This is a genomic window from Candidatus Odyssella thessalonicensis L13 (genome assembly GCF_000190415.1).
Lineage (GTDB): Bacteria > Pseudomonadota > Alphaproteobacteria > Paracaedibacterales > Paracaedibacteraceae > Paracaedibacter > Paracaedibacter thessalonicensis.
On sequence record NZ_AEWF01000002.1, the window covers coordinates 24,072 to 49,439 of the forward strand.

The 25,368-nt window shown below is 44.2% G+C and carries 20 protein-coding genes; 11 read left to right on the forward strand and 9 right to left on the reverse strand.

The genetic code is table 11. The features are described from left to right. Window position 1 precedes the first annotated feature (1 nt). From ruvC to HMO_RS0103595, 5 genes are all read left to right on the forward strand, one after another. Window positions 2-508, forward strand: coding sequence for a crossover junction endodeoxyribonuclease RuvC (gene ruvC, locus HMO_RS0103575; protein ID WP_010298786.1), 507 nt, complete (start codon window positions 2-4; stop codon window positions 506-508). Beyond that, window positions 505-900, forward strand: coding sequence for a hypothetical protein (locus HMO_RS0103580; protein ID WP_010298788.1), 396 nt, complete (start codon window positions 505-507; stop codon window positions 898-900). Before ruvC ends, HMO_RS0103580 begins: the two co-directional genes overlap by 4 nt. Window positions 901-1,214: 314 nt before the next feature. Continuing rightward, window positions 1,215-2,822, forward strand: coding sequence for a DEAD/DEAH box helicase (locus tag HMO_RS13655; protein ID WP_010298790.1), 1,608 nt, complete (start codon window positions 1,215-1,217; stop codon window positions 2,820-2,822). A 381-nt stretch (window positions 2,823-3,203) separates the two neighbouring features. Beyond that, on the forward strand, window positions 3,204-3,893 hold the full coding sequence (locus tag HMO_RS0103590) for an autotransporter-associated beta strand repeat-containing protein (protein ID WP_010298793.1): 690 nt from the start codon (window positions 3,204-3,206) through the stop codon (window positions 3,891-3,893). 260 nt (window positions 3,894-4,153) lie between these two features. Next, entirely contained in the window at window positions 4,154-4,630 is a 477-nt protein-coding gene (locus HMO_RS0103595; RefSeq protein ID WP_010298795.1) for a TspO/MBR family protein, read from the forward strand. A gap of 159 nt (window positions 4,631-4,789) precedes the next feature. Here HMO_RS0103595 and dnaE read toward each other — a convergent pair whose 3' ends face one another. The 4 genes from dnaE to HMO_RS0103615 all read right to left on the reverse strand — a co-directional run bounded on the left by dnaE (window position 4,790) and on the right by HMO_RS0103615 (window position 10,529). Then, on the reverse strand, window positions 4,790-8,227 hold the full coding sequence (gene dnaE / locus HMO_RS0103600; RefSeq protein ID WP_010298797.1) for a DNA polymerase III subunit alpha: 3,438 nt from the start codon (window positions 8,225-8,227) through the stop codon (window positions 4,790-4,792). Window positions 8,228-8,328: 101 nt separating this feature from the next. Next, window positions 8,329-8,973 (reverse strand): lysophospholipid acyltransferase family protein, encoded by a 645-nt coding sequence (locus tag HMO_RS0103605; RefSeq protein WP_029448348.1) that lies wholly within the window; start codon window positions 8,971-8,973, stop codon window positions 8,329-8,331. Between the two features lie 9 nt (window positions 8,974-8,982). Continuing rightward, on the reverse strand, window positions 8,983-9,927 hold the full coding sequence (locus tag HMO_RS0103610) for a phosphatidate cytidylyltransferase (RefSeq protein ID WP_010298801.1): 945 nt from the start codon (window positions 9,925-9,927) through the stop codon (window positions 8,983-8,985). Then, on the reverse strand, window positions 9,924-10,529 hold the full coding sequence (locus tag HMO_RS0103615; RefSeq protein WP_010298803.1) for a CDP-alcohol phosphatidyltransferase family protein: 606 nt from the start codon (window positions 10,527-10,529) through the stop codon (window positions 9,924-9,926). The genes HMO_RS0103610 and HMO_RS0103615 overlap by 4 nt, the downstream gene beginning before the upstream one ends. A 90-nt stretch (window positions 10,530-10,619) precedes the next feature. Between HMO_RS0103615 and HMO_RS0103620 the strand changes: the two genes are divergently transcribed. From HMO_RS0103620 to HMO_RS0103635, 4 genes are all read left to right on the forward strand, one after another. Next, window positions 10,620-11,153, forward strand: coding sequence for a hypothetical protein (locus HMO_RS0103620; protein WP_010298805.1), 534 nt, complete (start codon window positions 10,620-10,622; stop codon window positions 11,151-11,153). Window positions 11,154-11,602: 449 nt separating this feature from the next. Then, window positions 11,603-12,361, forward strand: a complete 759-nt coding sequence (locus tag HMO_RS0103625) for an SIMPL domain-containing protein (protein WP_010298807.1) — start codon at window positions 11,603-11,605, stop codon at window positions 12,359-12,361. Window positions 12,362-12,522: 161 nt separating this feature from the next. Beyond that, complete coding sequence (locus tag HMO_RS0103630; protein WP_083821235.1) at window positions 12,523-13,482, forward strand: SEL1-like repeat protein; 960 nt, start codon at window positions 12,523-12,525, stop codon at window positions 13,480-13,482. Between the two features lie 442 nt (window positions 13,483-13,924). Continuing rightward, a complete protein-coding gene (locus HMO_RS0103635) occupies window positions 13,925-14,902 on the forward strand; it encodes a tetratricopeptide repeat protein (RefSeq protein WP_010298812.1) in 978 nt (325 codons plus the stop codon). A 27-nt stretch (window positions 14,903-14,929) separates the two neighbouring features. Here the strand turns inward: HMO_RS0103635 and HMO_RS0103640 are convergent, their stop codons facing one another. The 5 genes from HMO_RS0103640 to tsaE are packed head-to-tail and all read right to left on the reverse strand — an operon-like array spanning window position 14,930 to window position 23,062. After that, entirely contained in the window at window positions 14,930-18,169 is a 3,240-nt protein-coding gene (locus HMO_RS0103640; protein WP_010298815.1) for a UvrD-helicase domain-containing protein, read from the reverse strand. Continuing rightward, on the reverse strand, window positions 18,166-20,943 hold the full coding sequence (locus HMO_RS0103645) for a PD-(D/E)XK nuclease family protein (RefSeq protein WP_010298816.1): 2,778 nt from the start codon (window positions 20,941-20,943) through the stop codon (window positions 18,166-18,168). Before HMO_RS0103645 ends, HMO_RS0103640 begins: the two co-directional genes overlap by 4 nt. Continuing rightward, a complete protein-coding gene (locus HMO_RS0103650) occupies window positions 20,936-21,634 on the reverse strand; it encodes a nucleotidyltransferase family protein (RefSeq protein WP_010298818.1) in 699 nt (232 codons plus the stop codon). Before HMO_RS0103650 ends, HMO_RS0103645 begins: the two co-directional genes overlap by 8 nt. Next, window positions 21,631-22,632: an aminoglycoside phosphotransferase family protein gene (locus tag HMO_RS0103655; RefSeq protein WP_010298819.1), complete on the reverse strand. Its 1,002-nt coding sequence runs from the start codon at window positions 22,630-22,632 to the stop codon at window positions 21,631-21,633. The genes HMO_RS0103650 and HMO_RS0103655 overlap by 4 nt, the downstream gene beginning before the upstream one ends. Beyond that, window positions 22,613-23,062, reverse strand: coding sequence for a tRNA (adenosine(37)-N6)-threonylcarbamoyltransferase complex ATPase subunit type 1 TsaE (gene tsaE, locus HMO_RS0103660; RefSeq protein ID WP_010298822.1), 450 nt, complete (start codon window positions 23,060-23,062; stop codon window positions 22,613-22,615). Before tsaE ends, HMO_RS0103655 begins: the two co-directional genes overlap by 20 nt. A 132-nt stretch (window positions 23,063-23,194) precedes the next feature. On the opposite strand from tsaE, the gene alr reads away from it, so the two are divergent. Together alr and HMO_RS0103670 are read left to right on the forward strand one after the other, a co-directional pair. Further along, complete coding sequence (alr, locus tag HMO_RS0103665) at window positions 23,195-24,370, forward strand: alanine racemase (protein WP_010298824.1); 1,176 nt, start codon at window positions 23,195-23,197, stop codon at window positions 24,368-24,370. 431 nt (window positions 24,371-24,801) lie between these two features. After that, on the forward strand, window positions 24,802-25,359 hold the full coding sequence (locus HMO_RS0103670; RefSeq protein ID WP_010298825.1) for a hypothetical protein: 558 nt from the start codon (window positions 24,802-24,804) through the stop codon (window positions 25,357-25,359). Window positions 25,360-25,368: the final 9 nt, after the last annotated feature.

Below are 25,368 nucleotides of genomic sequence, written 5' to 3' on the forward strand. Positions count from 1 at the left end.
GATGTCGGTTGTCCGTATATTGGGCTTAGATCCTGGACTGCGCAACGCAGGCTGGGGAATCATTGAATGTCAGGGCAATCGACTGGCCCATGTTGCCCATGGGGTGGTTCACTCTGATTCATCTTTACCGTTATGTCTGCGTTTGCATCAAATCCACGACGGTTTACAACGAATTATAGAAAACTTTTTGCCCCACGAAGCCGCTGTAGAAGAGACGTTTGTGAATGCTAACGCTGCCTCAGCTTTAAAACTTGGAATGGCCCGGGGGGTGGTGTTGTTAGCCCCTGCGATCCATTCCCTGGTGGTCGGAGAATATTCAGCCAATAAAGTGAAGAAATCTGTTGTCGGGGTAGGGCATGCGGATAAATCGCAGGTAGCGGCAATGGTTCAGCGCTTACTGCCGGCGGCCGGGTCGGTCAAAGCTGATGCAGCCGATGCTTTGGCGGTTGCCATTTGCCACGCCCATCACCGGCAGTTAAAGGCAACTTATGGTATCTTAAGGGCATGAAGCCTCTCTTAATGATACTTGGAGCTGCTCTCATTTTCTTTGATTGTCGTGACCGGTCGGTACCGACGCCGTTGTTGCTAGCCTTTGCGGGTTTAATGCTAGGCTATGCTTTAATAGAACCGCAATGGGGTTCAGCTGCGCTCGGTTTTTTGCTTGTGGTCAGTATTTCAGGAGTAGAGTATCTGAGCAAGCGGCCCTTACTCGGAGAAGCAGATAAACTTCTATTTCCGATTCTTTTGCTGCGAATAACGCCGATCAATCTACCCTCCTATTTTGTTCTTGTCGGTATTGTAGGTGTAGGATTTGCTATTTTCTGGCAGCGTTATTGGAATGAACAGTCTTTTCCGTTTTTACCGGCTTTATTGTTGTCTTTTTTAGGGCTGGATAATTAATTTTGCTAAATCTATTGACTTTTGAAGTAGGAATCGCCATAACAAGAGATGTTGGTTCTATACTTTTTCATATAATTTCCCCACAAAAATTTCGTGGTTTTGAATCAGTATGTCTTGTACTAAATGACTGAGTAAACCCTTAAATTTGTATCTCGTCTTATCTCATACATTATTCTGCCTAACTAAATAAACACTTAAAGATTTAGGCTTGCAATTACCTTTGAAATTAGGACATAAAGTAAATTTAACTGTTTTATACTCTACGTCACACAAGAGAATCATTGGTTTAAAAACACAGAAGAAAAAGAGAGACAATGGAAAATTTTGAATCCCTTGGTTTACCCGAGGCAATTTTACGTTCCCTAAAACACCTTAACTTTGAAAAGCCGACTCCGATTCAGGCTCAGACTATTCCGCTAGCCTTAGAAGGAAAAGATATCCTGGGATCGGCTCAAACAGGTACCGGTAAAACAGCAGCATACGCTTTGCCGTTAATTGCTTATTTGATGGCGAATCCTAACAAGACAGCTTTAGTCATGACGCCCACCCGTGAATTAGCCCAGCAAGTTCTCGAAGGGATGCGATCCTTCATGGGACGCGATAGTAAGATCTGGATGGCATTGCTAATCGGCGGCGACTCCATGGGTAAGCAGTTACAGCAACTGCGCAATCGGCCCCGCTTGATTATTGGCACACCGGGGCGTATTAATGATCACTTGGAGCGGGGAACCTTAAAGCTTGACCGTACCGGTTTCTTAGTCTTGGATGAAACAGACCGGATGCTCGATATGGGGTTTGTTGTGCAATTAGAACGGATTGCCGAATATATGAATCCAGACCGTCAAACGTTAATGTTTTCAGCGACCATTGCGCCGACGATCGAGCGCTTAGCAGGAAATTACTTAAAGGACCCGCTTCGGATATCAGTCGGATCGACTACTAAGGCTGCTGATAAAATTACCCAGGAAGTTATTAAGACGTCAGATGCAGAAAAGTTTGATCTTTTAGTTAACACTCTCGATCAGAAGCAAGGGACCTTTATCGTTTTTGTGAAAACGAAGTTTGGCACGGAAAAGTTGGCAAAGAAACTTAATGATCGCGGTCATACGGCCGATGCGATTCATGGCGATTTGCGTCAAAGCCGGCGCTCTAATGTGATCAGTGCTTTCCGACGCGGCAAAAACCGCGTCTTGGTAGCAACTGACGTAGCGGCAAGAGGCCTTGATATTCCGCATATTGAATATGTTGTCAACTTTGATCTCCCCCAAGCTCCGGAAGATTTTATTCATCGCATTGGTCGTACCGGTCGCGCGGGCGCAGAAGGAACAGCAATTAGCTTTGTCTCAGCCAATGAATCCGGCAAATGGCGCGCAATTTGTCGCTTAATGCATCCGGATGATCGGGCCAAAAGCATGGAAGGTTTTGCCTCCGAAGACCGTGGCTCACGTTCCAATCGTAATCGTCGTTCTGACTCTTCTCAACGCCGCTCTACCGAGAATCGTCGCACCGACGACTGGAAAGGTGTAAACACTCCAGGTCAAGGCGCGGATAAAAAAAGGCCACAAAGGCCAGCTAGAGCAGCCGAGCAGGGCGCAAGTAAGCCTGCTTTCCGATCCGCAAGCTCAAAAAGCTCAACGAGCGATATGGGAAATAGGTCAGCTCATGTTAGCTCTCACACCGATGAGAGAAGAGCACCAGCAGCGGAAAGAAAATTTCAAGAGCGCTCTTTAGGGAATTCGCCTAAGGATTACCGCTCTGAAAAAAGCTCAAGCAAGCGCCGGTTTGGGCCTAAAACGTCGGATCGTCAACCGAGCTGGGGATTCTCAGAAAGCCGGAGTGGGGATGGCCGTAAATCGGCAGCTAATCGCCGCGGTGCAGGTTCTAATGGTCGTATTAAGATCGCTAAAGCTCGCGGACGCTAATTAAAGCATCTGTAATTTAGCGTTAAAAGGTTTACAATTATGCCATCCAATGTTTCTGTTGGGTGGCTTTTTTAAAATTAACAACCTTTTAGATAGGTAAGACTTGATACCGCCGCCAATAAAATTCTTGTAATACCCCCGCCAAATCAGTATACCTTATCTATAAGGAGAGGTGCCGGAGCGGTTGAACGGGGCGGTCTCGAAAACCGTTGTGCGCGCAAGCGTACCGTGGGTTCGTCCTCAGCATACGTTAAACTTAAAAGCGGTGGTGGTCGACTGAAATCCTTATAAGATAATTCTTTCCTTAGAAGCTCTTGTACATTTGTAAATAAATGATTTAAGATAAATTTTATTTAAATTATTTTTAAATGGTGGGAGTATATGTCTAAGCTTTCCTTTCCTTCTCATAGCATAAATTTTAAAGGCTTATTTAGAGCCAGCTTGACTCTAGCAGTGTTGATCTTATCCAAAACTGCCATCAGTGCGCAGCAAGTAGAACTCAAATTAGATCTAGGGAGCGCGATAAAATCAAGTCTTCCCGAAGGAGCACGCCTAACATTCGGCCGCCGTTCTAATGTTGAAGAATTTAATTCCTCAATATTTTCTAGTAAGAATTCTGGCACTTGTGGTTGTCTTACTAAAACTGGAAGTGGCACAGGCATTCTAACACTTTCGAGCACCCCTATTTACCCTGGAAATATTACCCTTAATAATGGAACCTTGGTCCTTGATCCTGTAAAGCTAACGAAGCTGGATACTCTAGCCCTTAATAATGGAACCCTGGTCGTTGATCCTGCAAAAGTACTGAAGGTGGATACTCTAATCTTTAACGGCGTCAGTATTGTATTTAAGGAAGCTACACTAAATTGCGGTACCTTAAATCTTGCTGAGTCGAATGGATATCCTGGCGGCACTGTCACCACCACTGATACTCCAGCTTCAGGAAGTACTAACAAGTACCCTGGCACCCTAACTCTAGCAAGAACCAACGGGTATACAGGGGCAACAACCTTTGTCCCTGGCAGCCTAGCCTCTATAAGAAATCTAATGCCTCCTCGTGGTGAGAATTAATATATATATATGGAGCAGGGCGCTTTAAAACTCTGCTCCAGAACCTCTGCTTTATGGTTTCTCTGCCTCCACCTAAAGAAAAGAGACACTCTTCCCTTTTACCGTGCTTAGAGATATTTCTCCCTCTGAAGGGGCCATCTTCCCTAAAGCTGGCTGTCAGCACACGCTAAACTCTTCTTGATATTTAAACTTGCTCCTTCTCCTAGAATGCAATCTTATCATATACCTACAATAACAAAGAAAATTCTGGAGACTAAATTATGTTAAGCCTTGTAAAATGTTATTATGCGGAGATAATCGGCGCTTTAGTGTGTTTAAGCTTGGGGTTTCTATCAGGCTATTCGGTTAAAATCAGTGATTTATCCTGGTATGCGGCCTTAAATAAGCCCAGCTTCGCCGTCCCTAACTGGGTGTTCGCTCCGGTTTGGACAGTTCTTTATATTAGTATAGGTATTGCCTTAGGGAGGATGTGTAAGGATAAAAATAATAAAGGCCGCCTCTTTTTCCTATTTTTTACGCAGCTCATCTTCAATCTGCTGTGGTCGCCGCTTTTCTTTTACTATCAGCGCATTGATTTAGCCCTCTATGATATTATTCTGCTGTGGCTAACCTTATTGGTTTTAATAGGGTCAAGTCGCCGTGCCTCGGGCATAGGGTGGCTACTGCTTCCTTATTTTTTCTGGGTAAGTTTTGCTGCTGTCTTAAATGCCAGTATTGTTTATCTCAATCCTTCCTAAGGCAAATAGGACCGCAAAAATTATTGATAGAGCCTTAGTAAGTATGAGAGGTAACCACAAGCTATTCCCTATAACCTCTTAATTGAAAACTAATTGATTATGAATATTTTTGTACATTAAACTTACAAGAGTTTTAAGGAAATCATTCTCTTGCTATGATTATCCTTCAATTTTGCGGACTCCTTCCATACCGAGAAGCTTGGAACGATTCTCGGCTGTCAGAGCCACGCTAGAAAACCCTGTCAGCTTAATACAGACTTCAGGGCTATGAATAAATTTCACATACAAACGGCTAGGCCCTTCTGGGATTTTCTTGAGAATGGCTGCAAACACCGGAATTTTGATGCGGTTGTCAATATGAATGGTGATCGCCTGCGAGGAGCCCTGAGTCATTTTCTCTAGCGGCTCAATCGTCTGACAGTTAATGCGGAAATCATCTCCATCAAAACGAATAATAGCGCTGACATGAATGGCCGTGCCCGGGGTTAAGAAGTCGCGGCTCCGCGTGAATACTTCAGAAAATACCGCCACTTCAAAGACGCCGTGGGCATCAGATAACTGCAGGAAGGCAAATTTCTGTCCGCTTTTAGAAGCTCGCTCTTGCTTGACAATAATAACACCTGCCAGCTTAATCGAAGAACCATCACTTTGATTAAGGAGTTCAGAGCTGCGGACAATGCCCATGCGGGCTAGGCTGTCGCCATAAATATCTAAAGGATGCGCCGACATGAAAAAGCCTAAAGCTTCAAATTCCTTTTGTAGCTTTTCAAGGGGATCAAAATCCAAACAGGGGCGAATGTTTACTGGTATGATAGAGTTAGAAGTAGCCCCAAATAAGGATGCTTGATGGCTGTTTTTTTCTTGCTGGCATAATTGTGCTGTTTTAAGGATTTCATCAGCATTGGCGTACAATTCACCGCGATTGTGATAAATGTCATCAAAGGCCCCAGCAGCGATTAAATTTTCAAGTTGACGCTTGTTAAGACCTTTTGGATCTATACGGTTGGCAAAGTCATGGATGTCTTTGAACTCGCCCCGACTTTGGCGCTCAGCCACGAGCGCCTCCATGCCGTGTTCGCCAACATTCTTAACGGCAGCTAAGGCATACCGGACGCCGTCACCTTCTACTGCAAATGTCACCATCGATTTGTTAACATTTGGGGAGAATAAAGGATATCCTGCCCGCTGCATGTCTTGACGAAAAATATTCAGTTTATCCGTATTCTGCATTTCATAGGTCATAGACGCTGCAAAAAATTCAAGGGGATAATTGGCTTTCAAATACGCTGTTTGGTACGTCAAGAGAGCATAGGGTGCTGAGTGAGACTTGTTAAAACCATAGCCTGCGAACTTAGCCATTTGATCGAAGATCTGGCGAGCAATGTCTTGTTCAATACCACGCTCAACGGCACCCTTGGTAAACAGGGCCCGCTGCGCATCCATTTCTTCCTTAATTTTTTTACCCATAGCTCGCCTGAGTAAGTCCGCGGCCCCTAAGGTATAGCCACCGAGCACCTGAGCAATCTGCATCACCTGTTCTTGATAAACCATGACACCATAAGTGCCTTCTAAGATGGGCTGTAACTCAGGATGCAGGTAAGTTATTTCTTCCTCTCCGTTTTTACATGCAATATAACGAGGAATATCATCCATCGGTCCGGGACGATAAAGGGCCACTAACGCGACCAAGTCTTCTAGGCGGTCCGGTTTCATGCGCTTAAGGACGTCGCGCATACCGGCACTTTCAACTTGGAACACGCCAACCGTTTCGATCCGTGTTAACAGATCCAGGGTTTTACGGTCATCCAGGGGAATATGGGAGATATTGAGATCGATCCCTTTCTGACGAACCATTTCGCAGGATTTCTGGATAACTGTTAGCGTCTTTAGCCCTAAAAAGTCAAACTTGACTAATCCCGCCATTTCCACATATTTCATGTTGAACTGGGTAGCCGGTAATTCTGAGCGATCTTCTTTGTATAGCGCCACCAATTCACACAACGGCCGATCACCAATGACCACACCTGCCGCATGGGTAGAGGCATGCCGGTAAAGGCCTTCAAGCTTCATGCCGATATCAATCAACTTTTCAACAGTGGTATCGGTGCGCCGAGCTTCCTCTAAAGCAGGCTCGAGCTCTAAGGCTTGTTTTAAGTTAATAGGGTTGGCAGGATTGTTCGGCACTAACTTGGAAATGCGGTCCACTTGCGAATAAGGTAACTGCAGAACACGGCCCACATCCCGCAGCACAATGCGAGCTTGTAACTTACCAAAAGTAATAATTTGGGCAACTTTCTCATCTCCGTATTTGCGGCGTACATAAGAGATGACTTCATCTCGACGGTCCTGACAAAAGTCCACGTCAAAGTCCGGCATTGAGACCCGTTCAGGATTTAAGAATCTTTCGAAGATCAGACTGAAGCGAATCGGATCAATGTCAGTAATTGTCAATGACCAAGCCACCAGCGACCCAGCCCCTGAACCGCGTCCTGGTCCCACCGGGATGCCTTGGTTTTTGGCCCATTTAATAAAATCGGCAACAATTAAGAAATACCCTGGGAAACCCATTTTTTCAATAACGCCGATTTCATAATACAGGCGCTCAAAATAGTTTTCGCGGATTTCCTTCTTTTGCTCGTCAGTGTGCTCAGCGCTGTAAACTTGGTTAATTAACCGTTTGTCTAGCCCTTCCGAGGCTTGTAATCGTAACTCTTCAGCTTCACTCAGACCCGAGGGAGATTCGAAAGGGGGTAAGATGGGCTTTCGCGGTAAAGGGCGATAGTGGCAACGTCGGGCAATTAGCACACTGTTTTCAAGGGCTTCAGGTAGATCGGCAAACAGCTCAGCCATTTCTTCTGCCGATTTAAAATAATGATGGGGTGTTATGCGTCGACGATCTTCCGTGGCAATGACCACCCCCGCATCAATGCACAGCAAGGCATCGTGGGCTTCATACATATCTGCCGTGGTGAAAAATACATCATTGGTTGCCACTAACGGAATCTGATGCTGATAGGCTAGATCCAATAAAGAGCTCTCAATTTGCTCTTCTTCGATCATGCCATGACGCATAATCTCGATGTACAGGCGATCTTTAAAGGTCGTCGCTAGAAACTCTAGCGCTGCTTCCGCTTGCTCTATTGAGCCTGTTAGCAAATGGCGAGCAATTTCTCCTTTGGTGCCTGCTGTCAGGGCGATTAGACCTTGGCAGTAGTGAGCCAAGTGCGCCTTGGAAACTTGAGGCACCATGCCATGAGGACTTAGAGTATATGCATCGCTGATTAAACGCATCAAGTTTGTATAACCTTGTTCATCCTGAACAAGCAGGACCAATTTATCGGGCTCTGGGCGAAGGCCAACGTGATCGTCCGGCAAATCTTGGCTGATGTTTAAAATAGCGCCAATTATTGGTTGGATGCCGGCATCTGCGGCAGCCATACTAAATTCAAGAGCCCCAAATAAATTACAACTATCCGTAACAGCAACGGCCGGCATCGCCATTTTCTGGCAGATTTTTACTAAATCTTTTATTTTGACAGCGCCCTCTGCCAGCGAATAGGCACTATGGACGCGCAGATGAATAAAAGAGGGGTTCATGGTTCTTATTCTAATTGTTTTCTGATAGTTTAGTATGCCACGATTTTACAATTAATTAAACTGTGATTGGCAAGCTTGAGCTCGCTAAATTCACACAGTCGTTAATGTTGCCAATGCGGTAATTTATGCTCTGCTGCGAGGTTAGCAAATGCTTCTTGAATATGGGCGACAAAGGCGTCAGCATCTTCTGTCCACATTAAAGGATTACCAATGAAAATATCACAAAAGAAAGGCACGAGAATGAATTCCCCTTTAGGTAAGCTTTTGCCTAAGCCATGCATAAATATGGGAATAATCGGTACAGTTGGGTGCTTCTTGGCAAGATGGTGGATCCCCTTTTTAATAGATTGCATTTGTTCAGGTTCCCCGCGCGTTCCCTCAGGATAGAGAAGGATAATCTCGCCCTTATGCAAACTGGCAGAGATCAACTCAAAAGGGTCAGACCCTTTGATGATACGGCCGCGATGGATGGGAATAATTCCCATAATTTGCGTTGAAAACCATCTTATAATTTTATTTTTACAGAAGTAATCTGCCGCCGCCACCGGTCTAATTTTCCGAAGCAGCCGCAACGGGAAAAGATTAAACAATACCAGAGTGTCTAGATGGCTGTTATGATTGGCAACAATAATGCAGGGCCCATCTTCCGGTAAACGGTAGAAGTGTCGCACATTAAGGCCAAGGATAAAATGGGTGATCGGTTTAGCGATCAGCAGCCAAAATAAATATTTTAAGACGATCATCATTGCGGTCCATTAAGCAGCGTAAAAGTAGTTAACAGTATGAAAGAAGATGGGGGCCGTAAAAGTTAAGCTATCCACACGATCGAGCACACCGCCATGACCAGGAATCAAATTTCCCATATCTTTGACCCCAATATCTCTTTTAACAGCTGAAATGCTCACATCGCCGACAAAGCCACAGATTCCCATGATAATACTCAAAGCTAATCCATTCAGCATATTAAATGGCGTCAACCAAGGAGCAATAAGCGCCCCCGTAACGGCCGTGGTCAACAGGCCTCCGAGCAAACCAATCCGTGTTTTGCCGGGGCTAATACGGGGGACAATTTTGTGGACACCGAACAACTTGCCCCAAACATATTGCGCCACATCATTGAGCTGAGTTAACAGGACAAGGTAAAATAACAAGCCTGCATTACCGGCAGGTAAATTGCTTATCTGCATGCTCAGTAAATAGGAGGCATGGCTTAAGCAATAAACTGTTGTCATGACGCCCCAGTGGATGGTGCCAGTGGCATGAAGAAAGTTTTTCGTTTCGCCGACTAGGATCATGCGGCACGGAATAATGATAAACATATAGACAGGAATAAAAATGACAAACATTCCATACCAGCCAATAGCGGCAAAGTAATATTGTAAGGGGATCGTTAAATAAGCAAGAAGGATAACGCGTCGATCAGCACGGCGCGTTGGAATAATAGAAAAATATTCTTTGAGGGCTAGAAAACTAACAATTCCCAAAAATATAAGGGATAAGTTACGATTAATGGTTAAGGCAACTGTAAAAATTGTCACCATAATCCACCATGAGCGGATCCGCGCCCTCAGCTCAGAAAAGTCTGAGTTTTTATATTTGTTGTTAATACCAAAAAGTACCAGCTCCGCAATTATGAGTAATCCATAAATGCTACTGATGGCGATAAACAAATTAGGCTTAAGATTACTGAAAAATGTCATGGGGCTTCCTTTAGGGCGGCATAAATACGGTTAAAGATTGTCAAGATAAGTAAAACAACGATGATCGATTGGATGATGTTCATATAAGCACCTAAAGGAGCTTGGGCCGCGATCACTAGGCATAATATGCCGAAAATGGCTGCCCGATCGCTTTTACCGCAGGGACCATCATAACGCCGGCGGGCGCCAATCTGGCATCCCAAAATACCAGCAGTTTCCGATAGTGCCGCTAGGATTACAATCGCCACAATTAAGTAACAGTTGAACTGCGGAAAGAAGGCCAGTGGCAGATATAAAGCGGTATCGGAAAGGATATCACCGAGCTCATTTAAAATGGCTCCTAATTTTGACTGCATATTGTGCTCTCGGGCGAGCATGCCATCGATTGCATTCAAAGCCATCCGTAAAAATAGAATGGCTGGCATAGCATACAATATGTGGGGGTGGTTATGCCAGTAAAACAGGGCAGCCCCCATGGCAAAAGAGCAAACAATTGCCAACATGGTAACCATATTAGCGGTGACCCCATGGCGTGCTAAATAATTCGTGGCTGGGCGCAGTTTTCCCTGAAACCAAGGTTTTAAATGGTAAATAGAGACCATATCGCTGTTCCAAATTGATAAAACTTTCTTTTTGCAACTGATTTGGGTATTAATGGAGATATATTCAAGTATTATTAAATCGAGCTAGCTGTGATCCGCAATAGTATCGCTTTAATCTGGGGATTTTGTGAAGCAACTTTCTTTTTTATCGTCCCTGATGTGTGGCTGAGCCTCATTGCCATCAATTCTTTGAAGAAGGGGCTTATTGCTTGCCTTTATGCTTTGGCCGGGGCAGTGCTAGGGGGGCTGCTGATTTATTATTGGGCAAGCCGAGATGCTTCCGGTGTTAGTTATTTTTTTAATAGGCTGCCAGGAATTTATCCGGCCTTACAGAGCCTAGTTTATGATCAACTGCAATCCCAGGGCATTGGGGCTATGCTGATGGGACCGCTTCAAGGATTACCGTATAAGCTCTTTGCCCTTCAAGCTGCACAGCTTAAGGTTTCTCCAATCATATTCTTGCTTGTTTCTATCCCTGCGCGTTTAGCTCGCTTCTTTACTGTTACGTGCTTCATCCATGTCATTGGTCATTTTTTGCAGAAGTATTGGCCCTTAGAAACTGTCTATAGAATTGCTGTTATAGGGTGGATGCTATTCTATGTTTTCTACTTTAGGGTCATCTAAAGTGATTCTTTAACGTTGTCAGGGAGCTGGATCTATAAATGGTCACAAACGCCCAGTCAGCCGTAGTGAAATTATTTCCCTAGCTAGCACTGATATACCTTAAGTCCCTTAGATAGAAAAAGAATAGTTGGGGGCATGCTATTTTTATAATTTTATTGCTATCGAGAAAATCTTTGATAAATAATAACTCTCATATCTTTGTAAGAAAATAGTAAACGTTGAAGATGTATATGAATATATAAAGGCACCCTCCCAGCTATAGTGTCCCTATTAAAAATGGTAACTTTAGGTCTAGATGATTCGCAAGCGCTAGAAGTTTTAAAGGTAAGAATAAAATCTATAAAAGTCCTGGAAAATTAAGGGTTTATTAAGCGTTTCATCAAGCATAGGCGTCAAGCAGGGGATTGTGTCATACTTAACTTAAGTGAAGATGAAAAAGGAGAAAAGTCATGTCACAACCTAACAAGTTCTCAGGAGTTTTATCTCAGCTGGGATTCGGGCTGGCTCTTGGCATTGCAACGGTTATATGCACCACAATTATTGCTACCACCTATGTAAAGGTGAAAGAGTCACAACGCTCCATTCAAGTCAAAGGCTATGCTGAACAGCGAATCGTTTCAGAAAATGGTGTCTGGAAAGGCACAGTTTATGCAGAAAATGTTAAGGCTACAGAGGCTTACCGGCAATTAGAACACGTGAAAGCTAGGGCGTTAGAGCTTTTAAAAAAAGAGGGGTACGAGCCACAAGATATCATTTTAAAATCGGTTTTCCGTCAGGAAATGCATAAGAAGACTGCGGATGGCCATTTTGAAACAAATGAAATTGAACTTTATAAATTATCACAAGATATTGAAGTGTTTTCTAATGATGTGCATAAGATCTCCGATCTGCCAGCAAAAATTAATGCTTTAAACCTGGAAGGGTTGAATGTTAGTTCAGGGCGATTATGGTTCTACTATCCAAGTGATAAATTAGATCTGCTGAAAGTGTCATTGCTGTCAGAAGCCAGTAAGCGCGCCCGCGAACGAGCCGAACAGTTTGCAAGTAGTAGTGGTAATCAATTAGGAAAATTGTTGAATGCACGTCAAGGGGTTTTCCAAGTAACTGCTCCCAATAGCAGCGATATCTCGGATTACGGTATTTATGACACATCCTCAATTGATAAGGTGGTTAAAATCGTAGTTACCATGACTTTTGGGGTAGACTAAGAGGCAAGTTTTAACGAGTCAGTCTCTAGAACTCTAAAGTTTTTCTAGCTTAAATCAGACTGTTCCCTAAGGGCATTAAATTAAAAGGAAGGTTTTAACTCATTTTTAACTTCTAGCTGTTTTAATGGCGTCATTGTTGATCGTTATTTACGGAGATCAAAATGATGAATTGCCGGCTATTAGTATTGATGAGTGTAGTTACTATTCCAGTTGCAGCCATGGAGGCTGATGCTTGGAGGGTTCAGAATAAACCTTCATACTTTTCTCCTGATGAAAACAATGAGGAAAGCAATAATGATAATCTATTTAGATTGAATAAGAAGCAAGCAAGCGACAATCAAGCTCCAGTTGATGGTGACCAACTTTATAAGTTGGGATATGCTTACTATTTTGCGCAGACCAGTTCTCCTGAGTTAAGAGAAGATAATCTTAAAAAGGCTCGCTCTTATCTGGAGCAAGCAGTAAAGCAAGGCCATGGTAGAGCGGCAAATCTATTGGGAGAGATGTGGCAAAAGGGGAAAGGCGGTAAGATTGATTTTGTGAAGGCCGAAAACCTGTATTTATTAGCACAAAAAAAAGGTGTGTATGACGCCAACTATAATCTCGCTGAACTTTATCGCCATACTAACCAAACTCAGAAAGCTTATAAATTGCATTCAGCTTTAGAAGCATATGGTGATAAAAGGTCTAGAATCGCTTTAGGGAATATCCATCTTCACGGCGGTAAAGGAGTGGCTCCTGATCTTCAAAAGGCAATTACACTATATGAAAAAATGGCTCAGCAAGGAGACTTGACAGCTACGTACTATTTAGCAAGGGCTTACTATAAAAATAAATTGTATGAAGAAGCGATGCCTTATTTCCAAGAGATAAACGAGTCACCGACCGCTCAACAGGTCTTAGGAACTTTAGTCTTCAGCCAGGTCAAAGCTGCCTTGGCTAATATTTATGGGTTTAGAGGGCTTGGCTCGCCGCAGGAGGCTGTTGAGCTTTTTGAAGAAGCTCTAGCATTAGGGAATAAAGACATACAGCCCAAATTAAAACTTCTCAAAGAGCGGTTGGCAAGGACAAAAAAGTCAGCGGATAAGGGGGGACGTTACTCTGCTTTAGGGGCTAGTTAATTAGTAGCAAAGCTGAAAATTCAGAAGAGTATTCTCAATCATTTAAACTTCTAGCTTAACTGTTAATGGCAGTTAAGGTGGCTTCACGAGGGCTAGATACACAAAATCTAGCCTTTTTATATCTTCGTTAGTGAAGAGGCTTAAAAGATCATCGCTTCTATCAGATGCTGCAGCTTAATGATCTCTCTTACACAGGACAGAATTAAGGTACAACTGAAGATTATAATCTAAAATTATAGTGATATTTCTGGTTTTTGCGTTTATCAAGAATGTACTAACGGTATCTCTGTCTCATAAATTTGTATATTTTCCCTTCTCTCAGAATAATAAAAATAAAAAATATGGGATTATTACTTTAAAAATATTTTATGTTAACTTATTTTTAACTTTGGACTGGTTAAATGGAGGGCGTTATTGTTTTAATTAGCCAGAGGAAAGTAAGATGATTAAGTCGATATTCTTGACCACAGTATGCTTGTTTTCAACCAATCTCATCGCCATGGAGGGATATGGCAACGGTTTTAATCTTAGAAATATGCCCCCGAAGAATGCAGATATGGGATACGATAATGACTTTGATCCCCGCAATCAAGGAGTCGAAGATCAGAATGTGCGCGCTGCCCAAGGCATTGGAGAGAGTAAGGGAGTTAAGTACTGGCAAGATAATGTGGCTGACCATAGCGGTGTAAAGATGTTTCAGTTAGGCGCTAAATATTATAATGCACAGGCCGCTAATAAGGCTCAAAAACAAAAGAATATTCAGACAGCTCGCTTTTATTGGTCGCAAGCAGCACAGCAAGGGCATGCAGATGCAGCAAAGTATTTAGGGGTGATATGGCAACACGGTACAGCTGGCGAGGTAGACTTATTTGAGGCTGAAAAATTTTATAGCCAAGCCGTCACTCTTTATGAGAATTGGGCTAGTCACGGCGATGAGAACGCAAGAGTGGGAGCTCAAAAAGCTAAATATTATTTAGCTAATCTATATCTTGAAGGAGGAGACGGGGTTAAGAATGAGCGGCATCCTGGACAGCCATTCACCGCAAACATAGATAAAGCTATAAAGCTTTATAAGAATCTAGCTGACCAAGATGGCAGTATTACTGCGGCATATATGTTGGCTCGAGCTTACTATAAAATTCATCACTATTCAGATGCTGTTGAGTATTTTGAGATTGTCTGCGATTCTCCTGATGCTGAAAAAGCCTTAGGTAAAGAGGCTCTTGGCCATGCAAAAGTAGCTTTAGCTAACATTTACCGACTGAATCAAGATGTTCCCATCGATAAATCTTTAAACCTTTATGGTCAAGCCAAAGAACTTGGTAATAAAAACGCTGAAAAGCACATGAATTATATTGGCCGGCAACAGAGAAAAACTAAGCAAGGCGAGGATGGTGAACATTCTTATGAGACTCTCTAGCATTAGATAAATATTCACTGCACTCTGTTAGTGCAGATGTATTTGATCAAGCCGTCCATTAGTGGTCCATAAGACGTAACACTCAATGGGCGTGCTTGGATACAGGGTTGCTAAGGCTTCTCTATAATCTGCTAATTGCTGCCTAATTCTAGCGGGTACATGCTCAGCTGATGCTGGCGGGTATTCCGCTGACTTAAAATCAAGAATTTTAATCGGACTGCCGAGAACAACGTTATCCAAACGCACAAGCTCTCCATTGCAGGTCATAATCTCCAATTCTGCCACCGCATTCTCACTAAAAAACTCTTGTAAATCAGGATCGCCCAGTATTTTTAAGGCTGTCTCTAAGCAATCCCTCTGTAGCAAACAGTCAGATGTTAGCTGGTTCACACAATGAAGCCCCGCAGTTGGGCGATGCTCGGGTAAAACGCAGGCGAGCATTTCCAAAAGTTTATGGATAATAATCCCTCGGTGAGCCTTAGCACTGACCGGCTCTTTGTCTTTGATCGGGGCTAGCTGACAGCTTAGATTAGCTGGAACAGTAAAGAAGTCCGGTAGGTGATTAGCGTCAGAAAAATGGCCGTCAGCTGCTAAGCATGACATCTGCAGAGTGCCTTCGGGAATTTGCCAAGCTTCGGTCTGTACACCCTTTGTTTCCAATAAGTTGTACCAGGAATCTTTTGAAACTTTATCCCCATAACCGCAGACATATAAGTGATCTTGCGCTCGCGTGAGGGCCACATAAAGTAATCGTTTATCCTCCGCTTCATCTTTGCACAGGGTGGCTGCTTTCAACTGGCGAGTGAGCTCAATATCTTGGGCTTTGGGAGGCTGGGCTAGCAATAAGATGCATTTACCAGCCGCATCATGCTGCCATAAGACATCAGCGGTCGGCGTTCTTGAGGAGAATTTTTCAATCAAAATGACCACCGGCGCTTGCAAACCTTTAGAGCCATGGATGGTCATCAACCGGACCTCATTGTGGGAGGTGGCTGCACTATCACGCTTGAGTTCATGATTCTGGGAGAGTATTTCCCCCAGAATTAATTCTAGACTAGGACTCACTTTGCGCTCGAGATTGAAGAGTAAACTCATGAACTCTGTAATGACGTCTTCAGCTTCAAGGGAGAGGCGGCTAATAAGCCTTTTTTTGCCCTCGAGCTCATACAAGATAAAGGAGAACAATTCAAAAGGCGACAGATAGTCCGTTTTATCGAGAATAGTTTTTAACCAGAGATAAGCATCCTGGTAAGTGGGATGGGTGCCATGCCGGATTAACTCTGACCACAAGCTGCCTTGGCGGTCTAAACACAGATGCAATAAGTCTTCATGGTTCATCCCAATTAAGGGGCTAGTTAAAACTGTCGCAAGTGACAAGTCATCGCCCGGCTGCAGTAGAAACTGTCCCAAGCATAAAAGATCTTTCACTGCTAAGTGATCATTAAGTAGAAACCGATCGGCACCGGCCACAGGAATATGATATTGCTTAAGCTGACGAATGAGCTGGCAAATAAAACTTGAACGTTGGCGAACAAGGATTAAAATATCTTTCGGTTGAATCGGCTTGTTGGTGGAAGCAAGGACCACTTGCGAGTGAAGCAAGTGTTTTATCTGTTGCGCAATGTGTGCCGCACACCGCTGCTCAATGCTGGTATCTTCTTGTCGTGTTAACAATAAGGTCCAGGGGGTTAATTCACTTTTTTCTTTCGACTCTTCCTTAACCACGGTTGGCCATAAACTAACTTTTCCTTGCTGTTCTTGACGAAAGGGCACATGGATTACATTGGCATCTGCTAGCACTTTGGCGTGCATCTCTGGATCGGCGAATACCCGATCCACTAAGTCTAAAATTTCGGGGGCAGAGCGAAAGGATACCGACAAGTCGACACTGCGCCAAGTTTGGCCGATGGCTTGAGTTTGCTGAGCAAAATAATGACGAAGTTGAATAAAGTCATTGGGGTTGGCGCCTTGGAAGCTATAAATAGATTGCTTGGAATCGCCGACCACGAATAATGTCCGATAGATCTTATCGGGCCGGAAAAAATCTTGGGTTAATGCTTTAACAACTTCCCATTGGGCAGGGTTGGTATCCTGAGCCTCATCAATCAAAATATGGTCAATGCCACCATCGAGTTTGTATAAAACCCAAGCGGCGAGGCTAGGGTCGGTTAACAGCTCAATGGTTTTCTCGATAAGGTCATCATAGTCAAGAGCTGCCTCGGCAGTTTTTTGCTCCTGATAACAGTCATAAATTGCTGATCCGAAACAGAAAAGGATAAGGGATTTTTGCGCTATCTCCAGGCGGTTAAGGCTGTCATTGAGACGCCAGATACGCTCGGCCTCTTGGTCGTGCTTGACGGCGGGTCTTTTAGAAATACAGCCATCAGCCGTTAAGAAAAGCCGAGCATAAGCTTCATACAGCTGGACCCGGCTTTCTGCAGAACAACATAACCACTGCTCTAAAAGGGGATGATGTTTCAATTGTAAACATTGTTGCAATCCATCCCGGTCAAAAAGATGGTCTTGGCAAGCTTGTAGAATAAATTGGTCCCGTGCTTTAGGACAGCACACTTCCATATGGGCGGGAAGGTCGAGAGTCGTTTGTAAATGTTGCGCATAAGAATCAAGCGTAAAGTGACTCAGATGCTTAAGATCACGGCGATGAGATAATAATTCTCCTAACGCTTCCTCAAATTTCTGATCCTTAAAATGGAGAGCCAGCAGGCCCAGCAGGTCTGAATTGCTTTGCGCCATAGTGCGTAGGACTCTAGCCGTAGCTTGGCGGAGTAAGCGAGAAGCTGTCATCTCATCAATAACTGAGAACTGGGGCGGAATCTGGGCTTCTAAAGGAAACCGGCTTAAAATTGTTTGGCAAAAGCCATGAATGGTTTGGATTTTAATGCCACCCGGTAAATCCAAAATTTGCGTGAATAAACACCGGGCTCGGGCTTTCAGCTCCGAGGTGACCTGATCTTGCCATAATTGCTCTAAACTGTGGTGCAGGTGATCATCGCTCATCTGTACCCATTCGCTTAGGCGCTGGAAGAGACGGGTTTGCATCTCAGCTGCTGCCGCCTTGGTAAAGGTCAAGCATAAGATTTTTGCTGGGTCCTGGCCTGTTAGCATAAGATTTAAGAGGCGATCCGTTAAAACTTTTGTTTTCCCTGTCCCCGCAGAGGCGCTAACCCACGCACTCACATTAGGGGCAGCAGCAAGCTTCTGGGGAAAAATTGCAGTTTGTATAGGCTTGGTCATCACGTTCGTCATGCGTTCCACTCCTCATAACGGGCTAGCTGCAGATAATCAGGATTCCTTAATTTGGATTTTCCCCAAGGTGCACAAAGATAAGGGGCCCGCGACACGAGAAAATGTGTGAAAAGTTGTTGTAAGCCTTGCTGGGCATTCTCAATTAAAGTGTCATGGTTCTTGTTGATCTTAATTTGGCTATCGCTGGCTCCCCCTTTGAGATACCAATACTCTAACCCAGCAACCTTTTTCGTTCCAATTTGAGCAAAGCCTCCCTGTTGCAGCAGAATCGCTTCGATGGCAAGCTGAGGGGACAGGCCTAAGACAATATCACCTTCAGCTAAGAGCGAGCCAGTTTTGTAATCTAAGATGATCGCTTGGTCATTAATAATGTCGATGCGATCCGCGATCGACTTAATGCGCACTGTCGCCTCAGGGCAGTAATTAAGCTCAAGGATCCCTTCCACTTCGGTATAGATCATATCCGGTTGGCGGTAATGCCATTGCTGAATTAACCATTCAGCGATACTAACAAAACGGGGCCACCAAAAATGCTGAACATGGGGATCATGAAAATGTGCTGAAAATGCAGCTTTGCCACACTCTAAGAGTTTTTCTAAATCCTTTAAATGCCCATGCATACGGTGATAGGTATCTAAACTCTCGTGAATCAAATTGCCTAACTCTCGCGGGCTTAAATCCTGGTCAGGGAGCTCTAATTTGCGAAGCTTGAGAATGCGCCGAGCACAGTAACCAAAGGGGTCACGCATTAACTGTTCAATGTCTGTGGTAGAGTACTGGGTTGGACGACATTCCAGCGGGGGACATAAATAAGGCTCACTTGCAGGGGTGAAGCTAGCTGGCTGATCAAGAATGCTCGCCCATCTTTTAAGATGGTCACCGTAATCGATGGAGATTTTATGAATAGAAAGCAAAGTCTCGAGCCTTAACCACCAGCGGCTGGGAACGGTGGCAGAGCCATCTTTTTTCATGCTACGAGTGAGCATAACTTTGGGGGCAGAAAACCCTAAACAAAAGTCATGGGCTGATAAGCCAATACGTCTTAAAGGATCTGGTAATCCTAGATCTAATCGCATTTGCCGGTTCAGCCAAGGATCGGGGTCCGTCATTTGAGGCCATGTGGTTTCATTTAGGCCTCCCAGGATCATCAAGGGCGCATAAGCTTGACGTGCTTCCAAGGCGCCGAGAATTCGAACGGGACTGCCAATTCCTTCCCTGTCATGCACCATAAACTGGTCCATTAATTGGGGTAAGAGGTCTCGGAATTCCTTGGCTGTGAGCGGAGGGTAAGCATCAGCATAGGGCGCTATTGCCGTTAAAAATTCTTGGGTCATCTGACCATCGGACTCCGCCCAGAGTTTATCAGGTAAACATAGAGTTTCAGCAATTTCTCGCAACTGCTGCAGATGCGCGCTTAGAGACTCTTTCTTCTTAGCATCTGGGGCAGCTATGTCTTCTAAAAAGGCTTCATACCATGGGCGGTCTTCTTCTTTAAGAAAGTTTGAGGCCAATAAATTAGGCTGTTTTAAGCCGCGTAAGGTAAGATCGAGTTGACGCACCCGGGTTAAGTGGTCACCGCGGTCAAGATGACGATAACAGAGGGGATGTTTTAATAAAACTAATAGATGGCGCCCCGTGGGTAGACTGCGGAACTGAGTTATAAGACATAAAAAACTACCAACTACGGTTTTGCTCAGAAGTGTTCCTTGAGAGGTGTTGGCGGCTATATGCCAGCGTTTCAGTTGAATCTGCAAGCGCCGCGTCAGTTCTGTGTCGGGCGTGATAACGACAATTGAGTCGACTCCTTTTGCCAAAGCTTCGCGGATTTTTAAGGCAATAATTAGCGATTCATGCTCGGTATCTCGACACTCAACCATGCTGACATCGTTGGTAATTTCTTCCCTTTCAGCAGCAGTGAAAGGGGGAGGTAAAGTCAGGGTTGGAGACATCGCTTGTTGTAACAGTTGGCCGCGACAGGTGTAAGGCATTTCTCCCTCGAGCCACGGCTTAACATCAGTGACACCGAGGCGAGCCACAAATTGATGCAGCGTATAAAGCGGATGAGTTGGGGGTAAGGATTCCGATTGAGCTGTGAATCCGGGCAAAATAACCATTCCCTGGGGAAAGTCCAGAATCGCCTTAGCTAAGTCCGACGTGGCCGGGCGGGTAGCGGTGGTCCCTGCTAAGATAACGGGGTAGTTAGGCTGCCATTGCTGGGCTAAAATTCGCAGATTATCGCGTCGGCGTTGAGAGCCCTCAATCATTTGATACTCTGCCAGAATAGCCGGCCAATAATCGGTAATAATTTTTAAGAAGTCGAGGGTAATCTGCCAATGCTGGGCAAAGTGGTCACCCACCAACGTTTGCAGGTTTTCAATATCAATATCAGTGGTATGGATTTCGTCAATTAATGCCATTAACTCTTTAGCTAGCGCCAACGCCGTTGCTGCTGATATTTGCTCCTTCTTTAAAATGAGCTGGCTGAGAATGCCTAATTGCTGTACCGATGGCATAGCCGGCGGTAACGGTGCCGGAATAAAACCTGGTACCTGCGGCTCTTGTTCTAGATCAGCCAGGGCCACAATACGCGGTAGAATTTGCGCATCACGACGCTGCTGAAATGCTTCTTTCAACCCCAGACAGCCGCGTCGTGTTGGTAGGATGACTAAGGTCTTGGCCAGTAGGAGGGGATCTTGTTTAAAACGGGCCAGAATACCATCAGCAAGGGTGGCTAAGAAGGGTTGTCCAAATGGGATTGTGAACACCTTAGTCATTTGCTAACCTCTGACGCAGCGTATTTAAAGCTGTAACCGTGCCCACATCAGACCACTCACCATTAAGCACAATAGCTTTTAACCGTTGGTTTTTGGCTGCCCGTTGATATAATTCCACAATTGAGAAGCGGCCTATAGGGCAACTGTTAAAAAGGCGCGGATGAAGAAGTTGAATTCCCGTATAGATATACGGTGCTGGGGTATCAGAGGGGCGGAAGGTGGGGGTTAAAGTGGCCTCATCCCAAAGAAAATCTCCGGTTCCATCATAGTTTAATGCATTCTGGCGGTGAACCAAAACCAACAACGCATCCATAGTGGTTTCATCCCAGCTCGCTTCTAAAGCATCAAGACTATTATTGGTGCTGTCTTGCCACCAAATGTCCGAATTGAGACTAAAGAAAGGATAACCATTAAAATGTGGTAAAGCTTTAGCAATACCGCCACCCGTTTCCAGCAATTCTTCCTCCTGGGAAATGATGACAGGCCAGCCTGCTAAATAGTCAGCCATTTGGGTGGCCAAATAGTGAGTGTTGACGACAATTTTTTTCAGACGACGGACAAGATAGCGATCAAGAGCATACTGAATTAAAGGGCGGCCAGCAAGTTCGATAAGCGGTTTGGGGGTGGTTAAGGTTAAAGGCTGTAAACGTTTGCCCAACCCAGCTGCCAGAATCATCCCTTGCTTGATCATAGAAGAACCTCACGCTTGCTAACATATTTGGTAAACCAATTGTGCAGCTGGCTTAATTCTGGCAATCTTAAGTTTTTATCGAGGAGTTCCCAAACGCGTGGCATGTAATTTAAGTAATGCCTCTTGCCATCCTGGCGAGCGAGGCGGGTGAAAACGCCTAAAATACGCAGTAATCGGCTTGTGCTCATCATGTGGGCCAAGGCTCGCTCGCGTGTTCCCTTTTTAAACATGGGAAAAGCCTGACTGTAACTGGTCCAGCAGGCATCTTCAATGGGCGAGGGAAGAGTGATGCGGACATCATCGATGAGAGACATAAAATCGTAAACCATGGGGCCCCATTGCGCATCCTGAAAGTCCAATAGTCCGCAAGCTTGAATTCCTGAGCGTTCTTCAAGATGGATAAGATTGTCCACATGAAAATCTCGCAGCATTACTGTCTTGGGTAATGAGTCGAGCTCTTTAAAGATCTGGCTCCATAAGTCTTTGAACTCTTGTTGCGCGGCGGCTTTTAGGGAATAACCATGACAGGCAGGAAAACACCAATGCGTGAATAAGAGGATGCCCTCTAAGAATTGTTGCTCGCTATAGTCTTCTAGATCATCAGGTTTGAATGGAAAAGCTTGAATTAGGGTAATCAAGGTGGTTGTCGCTAATTCATAAAGCCGAGGCATCTGCTGGGTGTCGGCTTTGATAACTTTTGTAAAAGTCGCATCTTTTAAGTCTTCAAGGAGAAGGTAGCCATCTTTTATATTCTGTCCGATAATTTGAGGGGTAGAAAATCCTTGTTCCCTCAAAAGGTTGGCTATTCTAACAAACTGCTCTGGCCGCTGGGAGACAGGGGTATCCATTAATACGGCTGTGCCTTTATCCTGCTGTAAACGGAAATATTTGCGAGGGGAAGCATCTCCTGCCAAGAATGATATCGTAGCATGAGAAAAACCGTGTTCAGCTAATAGCGCACGCAGTGAAGATTCACGCTCACAGGTGACAAAAGTCAATTTTAACAGCTCCTTGACACTGAAGGGTAAGATTGCGGCTTAAGTCTGCGCCAATTTTAAGGTGAAGATCAAGCCTATTTTTAGGTAAAAAATGCCCCAAGCGTTCTGGCCACTCAATCAAGCAAATATGCTGATACAAGGCTTCGATTAATCCTAATTCTTCTGCCTCTTCCGGCATGTCTAAGCGATAAAGATCACAATGCCAAATTGTTCCTAAGGGAGATTCATACTCTTGGATTAAGGTGAAAGTGGGACTAGGAACCTCGGTGACTTGAGGACACAAAGCACGGATCAAGGCGCGGCAAAAGGTGGTTTTTCCTGCGCCAAGGTTACCCCATAAACAGAGCGGCAGGGGAGAAGAAATTAAAGGACTTAAATGTTCGGCTATCTTGGTTAAGTCGGCTTCAGACAGGTTTTCAAGGCTATACATTGTGATCTCAGTAAATAAACACCACTCTTTTAATATATAAATATTGCTAAGCCCGTGACTTATGCAAGAAAAATGGCTATAATGAATGATAAAATATATACTATGTCGGACGTCCTTTAGGAAGCCATAATTATGCTAACCAATACACATCCATTACCAACTCCCTCAACTGAGGCACCTCTTCCTTCCTTTCTCAAGGCCCTTCCGACGTCCACTTACTCATGTCTGGCAGTTAATTTAGATAAGGTTGCAAGTAATTATCGACAGTTGCAAGGAGTAGCCAAATCCGCTGAATGTGCTGCTGTCCTCAAGGCAAATGGATACGGGATGGGCGCAGTACCCATGGGGATAAGGTTATATCGGGAAGGCTGTCGATCTTTCTTTGTTGCCTTTGCGGATGAAGGCGTGGCCTTACGGGAAGCCTTTGTGGACCGGGGGTGGCAAGCAGATATCTATATTTTGAATGGTTTTTTCCCGGGCAGTGAAGGCGTCTATGCTGACTTTCATCTTATCCCCGCGTTAACAGATTTAGGGCAGGTCTCCCGTTGGCAGGCTTTTTGCCACATGGTAGGAAAAAAATTACCGGCCGCGCTGCACGTGGATACTGGCATGACCCGCACCGGCTTGCCTAGTAAAGAATATATGACGCTTGCCAGTCAACCTGAGCTGTTGGCGGGTATGGAGCTCAAGCTTGTCTTGAGCCAGATGGTTTATAGCCATGACGAGAATATGACATTCTCTCTGCAGCAACGGCAGCGTTTTGATCAAGCGATACGCCATATGCCAAAGATGAAAGCAAGCCTGGCTAAATCAGGCGTCATCTTCTTGGGGGAAGAGTTTCATTATAATATGGTTCGTCCTGGGATTGCTCTCCATGGCGTCAATGCGACAAATGGGAAAACAAACTCTTTACAAGAATCTATGGAGTTATGGGCCCGTATTTACCAGATCCAGGATGTGGTCGTAGGTCAAAGCATTGGCTATAGCCAGACGTTTGTCGCCGCCAGTGCTCGCCGTGTTGCCACCATTGGCATAGGATATGCGGATGGCTATCCATGGGCATTATCTAATAAAGGTTATATTGATATTGCAGGCTTTAAGGCTCCTATTTTAGGACGCATCTCTATGGATGTGATGACAGTTGATGTAACAGATATTCCTGAATCTTATCTGTGCATGGGCGGCTGGGTGCGTGTTATAGGTGGAGAGGTGTCAGTTGATTCAATTGCTAAACTTGCTGGAACAGTTCCTTATGAAATCTTGCTGAGGATGGGGCAAAGATTCCGGCGCGTTTATATAGAAAGCTAGCCTATTCTTATCCCGTATTGTCCTATAAATCAGAAGCATAAACTCCCTATATTGAGATAAGATTTTCCTACTACGTCAGCAATAAAGCCACAATTGCTAGAGGATAGAGGGAATGATAGCTATAGCAAACCCATTCCCAACAGAAAGCCTCAGCAGCGTCGGATAATATTAATAATTATTCCCCAATTTTATAAATCTCCTCTTATTAAGTTTCTACCTTTAATCCTTTAGCTATAAGTAAATCTGCAAGCAAAACTCTTTAGGTGTAAAATGTTAGTAAAGTCATCTAAGAGAAAATCTTATTGCTAATATATAAAATTTTACTAAAAATTAAATAATATGTTTGATATTTTTCCGCTGATCAGTTTTATCAGCGTGGTGGCTTTCAAGTGTATTGTACTGAGGGCAATATATATAATGGAGAATTCTTAATGCATAAGATGAAGCTGATAACTTGCCTGATCCTGGCAACCGTTCATGCAGAAGAAAGCTTGTGGATGGGCAAAAGCAATATTAATAATGAAAAAACTTTGCACCCTTATAATTACCAGCAGCAGGAAGTTCATCATTTTATTGAGAAAATCTGTCAGACTCATACCCTTGTCCATAGTGATCTTGCCCAAGATGTATGGGTAAAGTTTAACATTCAAAAAGATGGATACACTTTCACCAAGCGGATTAAAATTGAGGCCCATAAAAGTGTTAGGCTAGCTGCAGATGAAGCGTGTAGGGGATTAAAAATTCTGCCAGGAAAAGGGCAGCATTTTGAAGCCTTTGTGAACTTAGTACGAGATGCTTCCCAATATAAATTTGTTATTAGTTCCAAGGAAATTTCTTACCGTCCACATTTTATACAGTCTGCTGATTTTAAGCCAACCTTCTTGCCAGCGTCAGTTAATGTTGACGTTTCTAAGAACCCCTTATTCTTGCCTTATAGCCCTATCTATTACTTGGTTAACCCCCCAGCAATTTATCGCTCGACTTTGTAAAAGATTATA

Excerpts from the sequence above, each read along its gene's own strand:
- ruvC (WP_010298786.1), top strand. The coding sequence starts at position 2 with ATGTCGGTTGTCCGTATATTGGGCTTAGATCCTGGACTGCGCAACGCA.
- HMO_RS0103580 (WP_010298788.1), top strand. The coding sequence starts at position 505 with ATGAAGCCTCTCTTAATGATACTTGGAGCTGCTCTCATTTTCTTTGAT.
- HMO_RS13655 (WP_010298790.1), top strand. The coding sequence starts at position 1,215 with ATGGAAAATTTTGAATCCCTTGGTTTACCCGAGGCAATTTTACGTTCC.
- HMO_RS0103590 (WP_010298793.1), top strand. The coding sequence starts at position 3,204 with ATGTCTAAGCTTTCCTTTCCTTCTCATAGCATAAATTTTAAAGGCTTA.
- HMO_RS0103595 (WP_010298795.1), top strand. The coding sequence starts at position 4,154 with ATGTTAAGCCTTGTAAAATGTTATTATGCGGAGATAATCGGCGCTTTA.
- dnaE (WP_010298797.1), bottom strand. The coding sequence starts at position 8,227 with ATGAACCCCTCTTTTATTCATCTGCGCGTCCATAGTGCCTATTCGCTG.
- HMO_RS0103605 (WP_029448348.1), bottom strand. The coding sequence starts at position 8,973 with ATGATGATCGTCTTAAAATATTTATTTTGGCTGCTGATCGCTAAACCG.
- HMO_RS0103610 (WP_010298801.1), bottom strand. The coding sequence starts at position 9,927 with ATGACATTTTTCAGTAATCTTAAGCCTAATTTGTTTATCGCCATCAGT.
- HMO_RS0103615 (WP_010298803.1), bottom strand. The coding sequence starts at position 10,529 with ATGGTCTCTATTTACCATTTAAAACCTTGGTTTCAGGGAAAACTGCGC.
- HMO_RS0103625 (WP_010298807.1), top strand. The coding sequence starts at position 11,603 with ATGTCACAACCTAACAAGTTCTCAGGAGTTTTATCTCAGCTGGGATTC.
- HMO_RS0103630 (WP_083821235.1), top strand. The coding sequence starts at position 12,523 with ATGATGAATTGCCGGCTATTAGTATTGATGAGTGTAGTTACTATTCCA.
- HMO_RS0103635 (WP_010298812.1), top strand. The coding sequence starts at position 13,925 with ATGATTAAGTCGATATTCTTGACCACAGTATGCTTGTTTTCAACCAAT.
- HMO_RS0103640 (WP_010298815.1), bottom strand. The coding sequence starts at position 18,169 with ATGACGAACGTGATGACCAAGCCTATACAAACTGCAATTTTTCCCCAG.
- HMO_RS0103645 (WP_010298816.1), bottom strand. The coding sequence starts at position 20,943 with ATGACTAAGGTGTTCACAATCCCATTTGGACAACCCTTCTTAGCCACC.
- HMO_RS0103650 (WP_010298818.1), bottom strand. The coding sequence starts at position 21,634 with ATGATCAAGCAAGGGATGATTCTGGCAGCTGGGTTGGGCAAACGTTTA.
- tsaE (WP_010298822.1), bottom strand. The coding sequence starts at position 23,062 with ATGTATAGCCTTGAAAACCTGTCTGAAGCCGACTTAACCAAGATAGCC.
- alr (WP_010298824.1), top strand. The coding sequence starts at position 23,195 with ATGCTAACCAATACACATCCATTACCAACTCCCTCAACTGAGGCACCT.
- HMO_RS0103670 (WP_010298825.1), top strand. The coding sequence starts at position 24,802 with ATGCATAAGATGAAGCTGATAACTTGCCTGATCCTGGCAACCGTTCAT.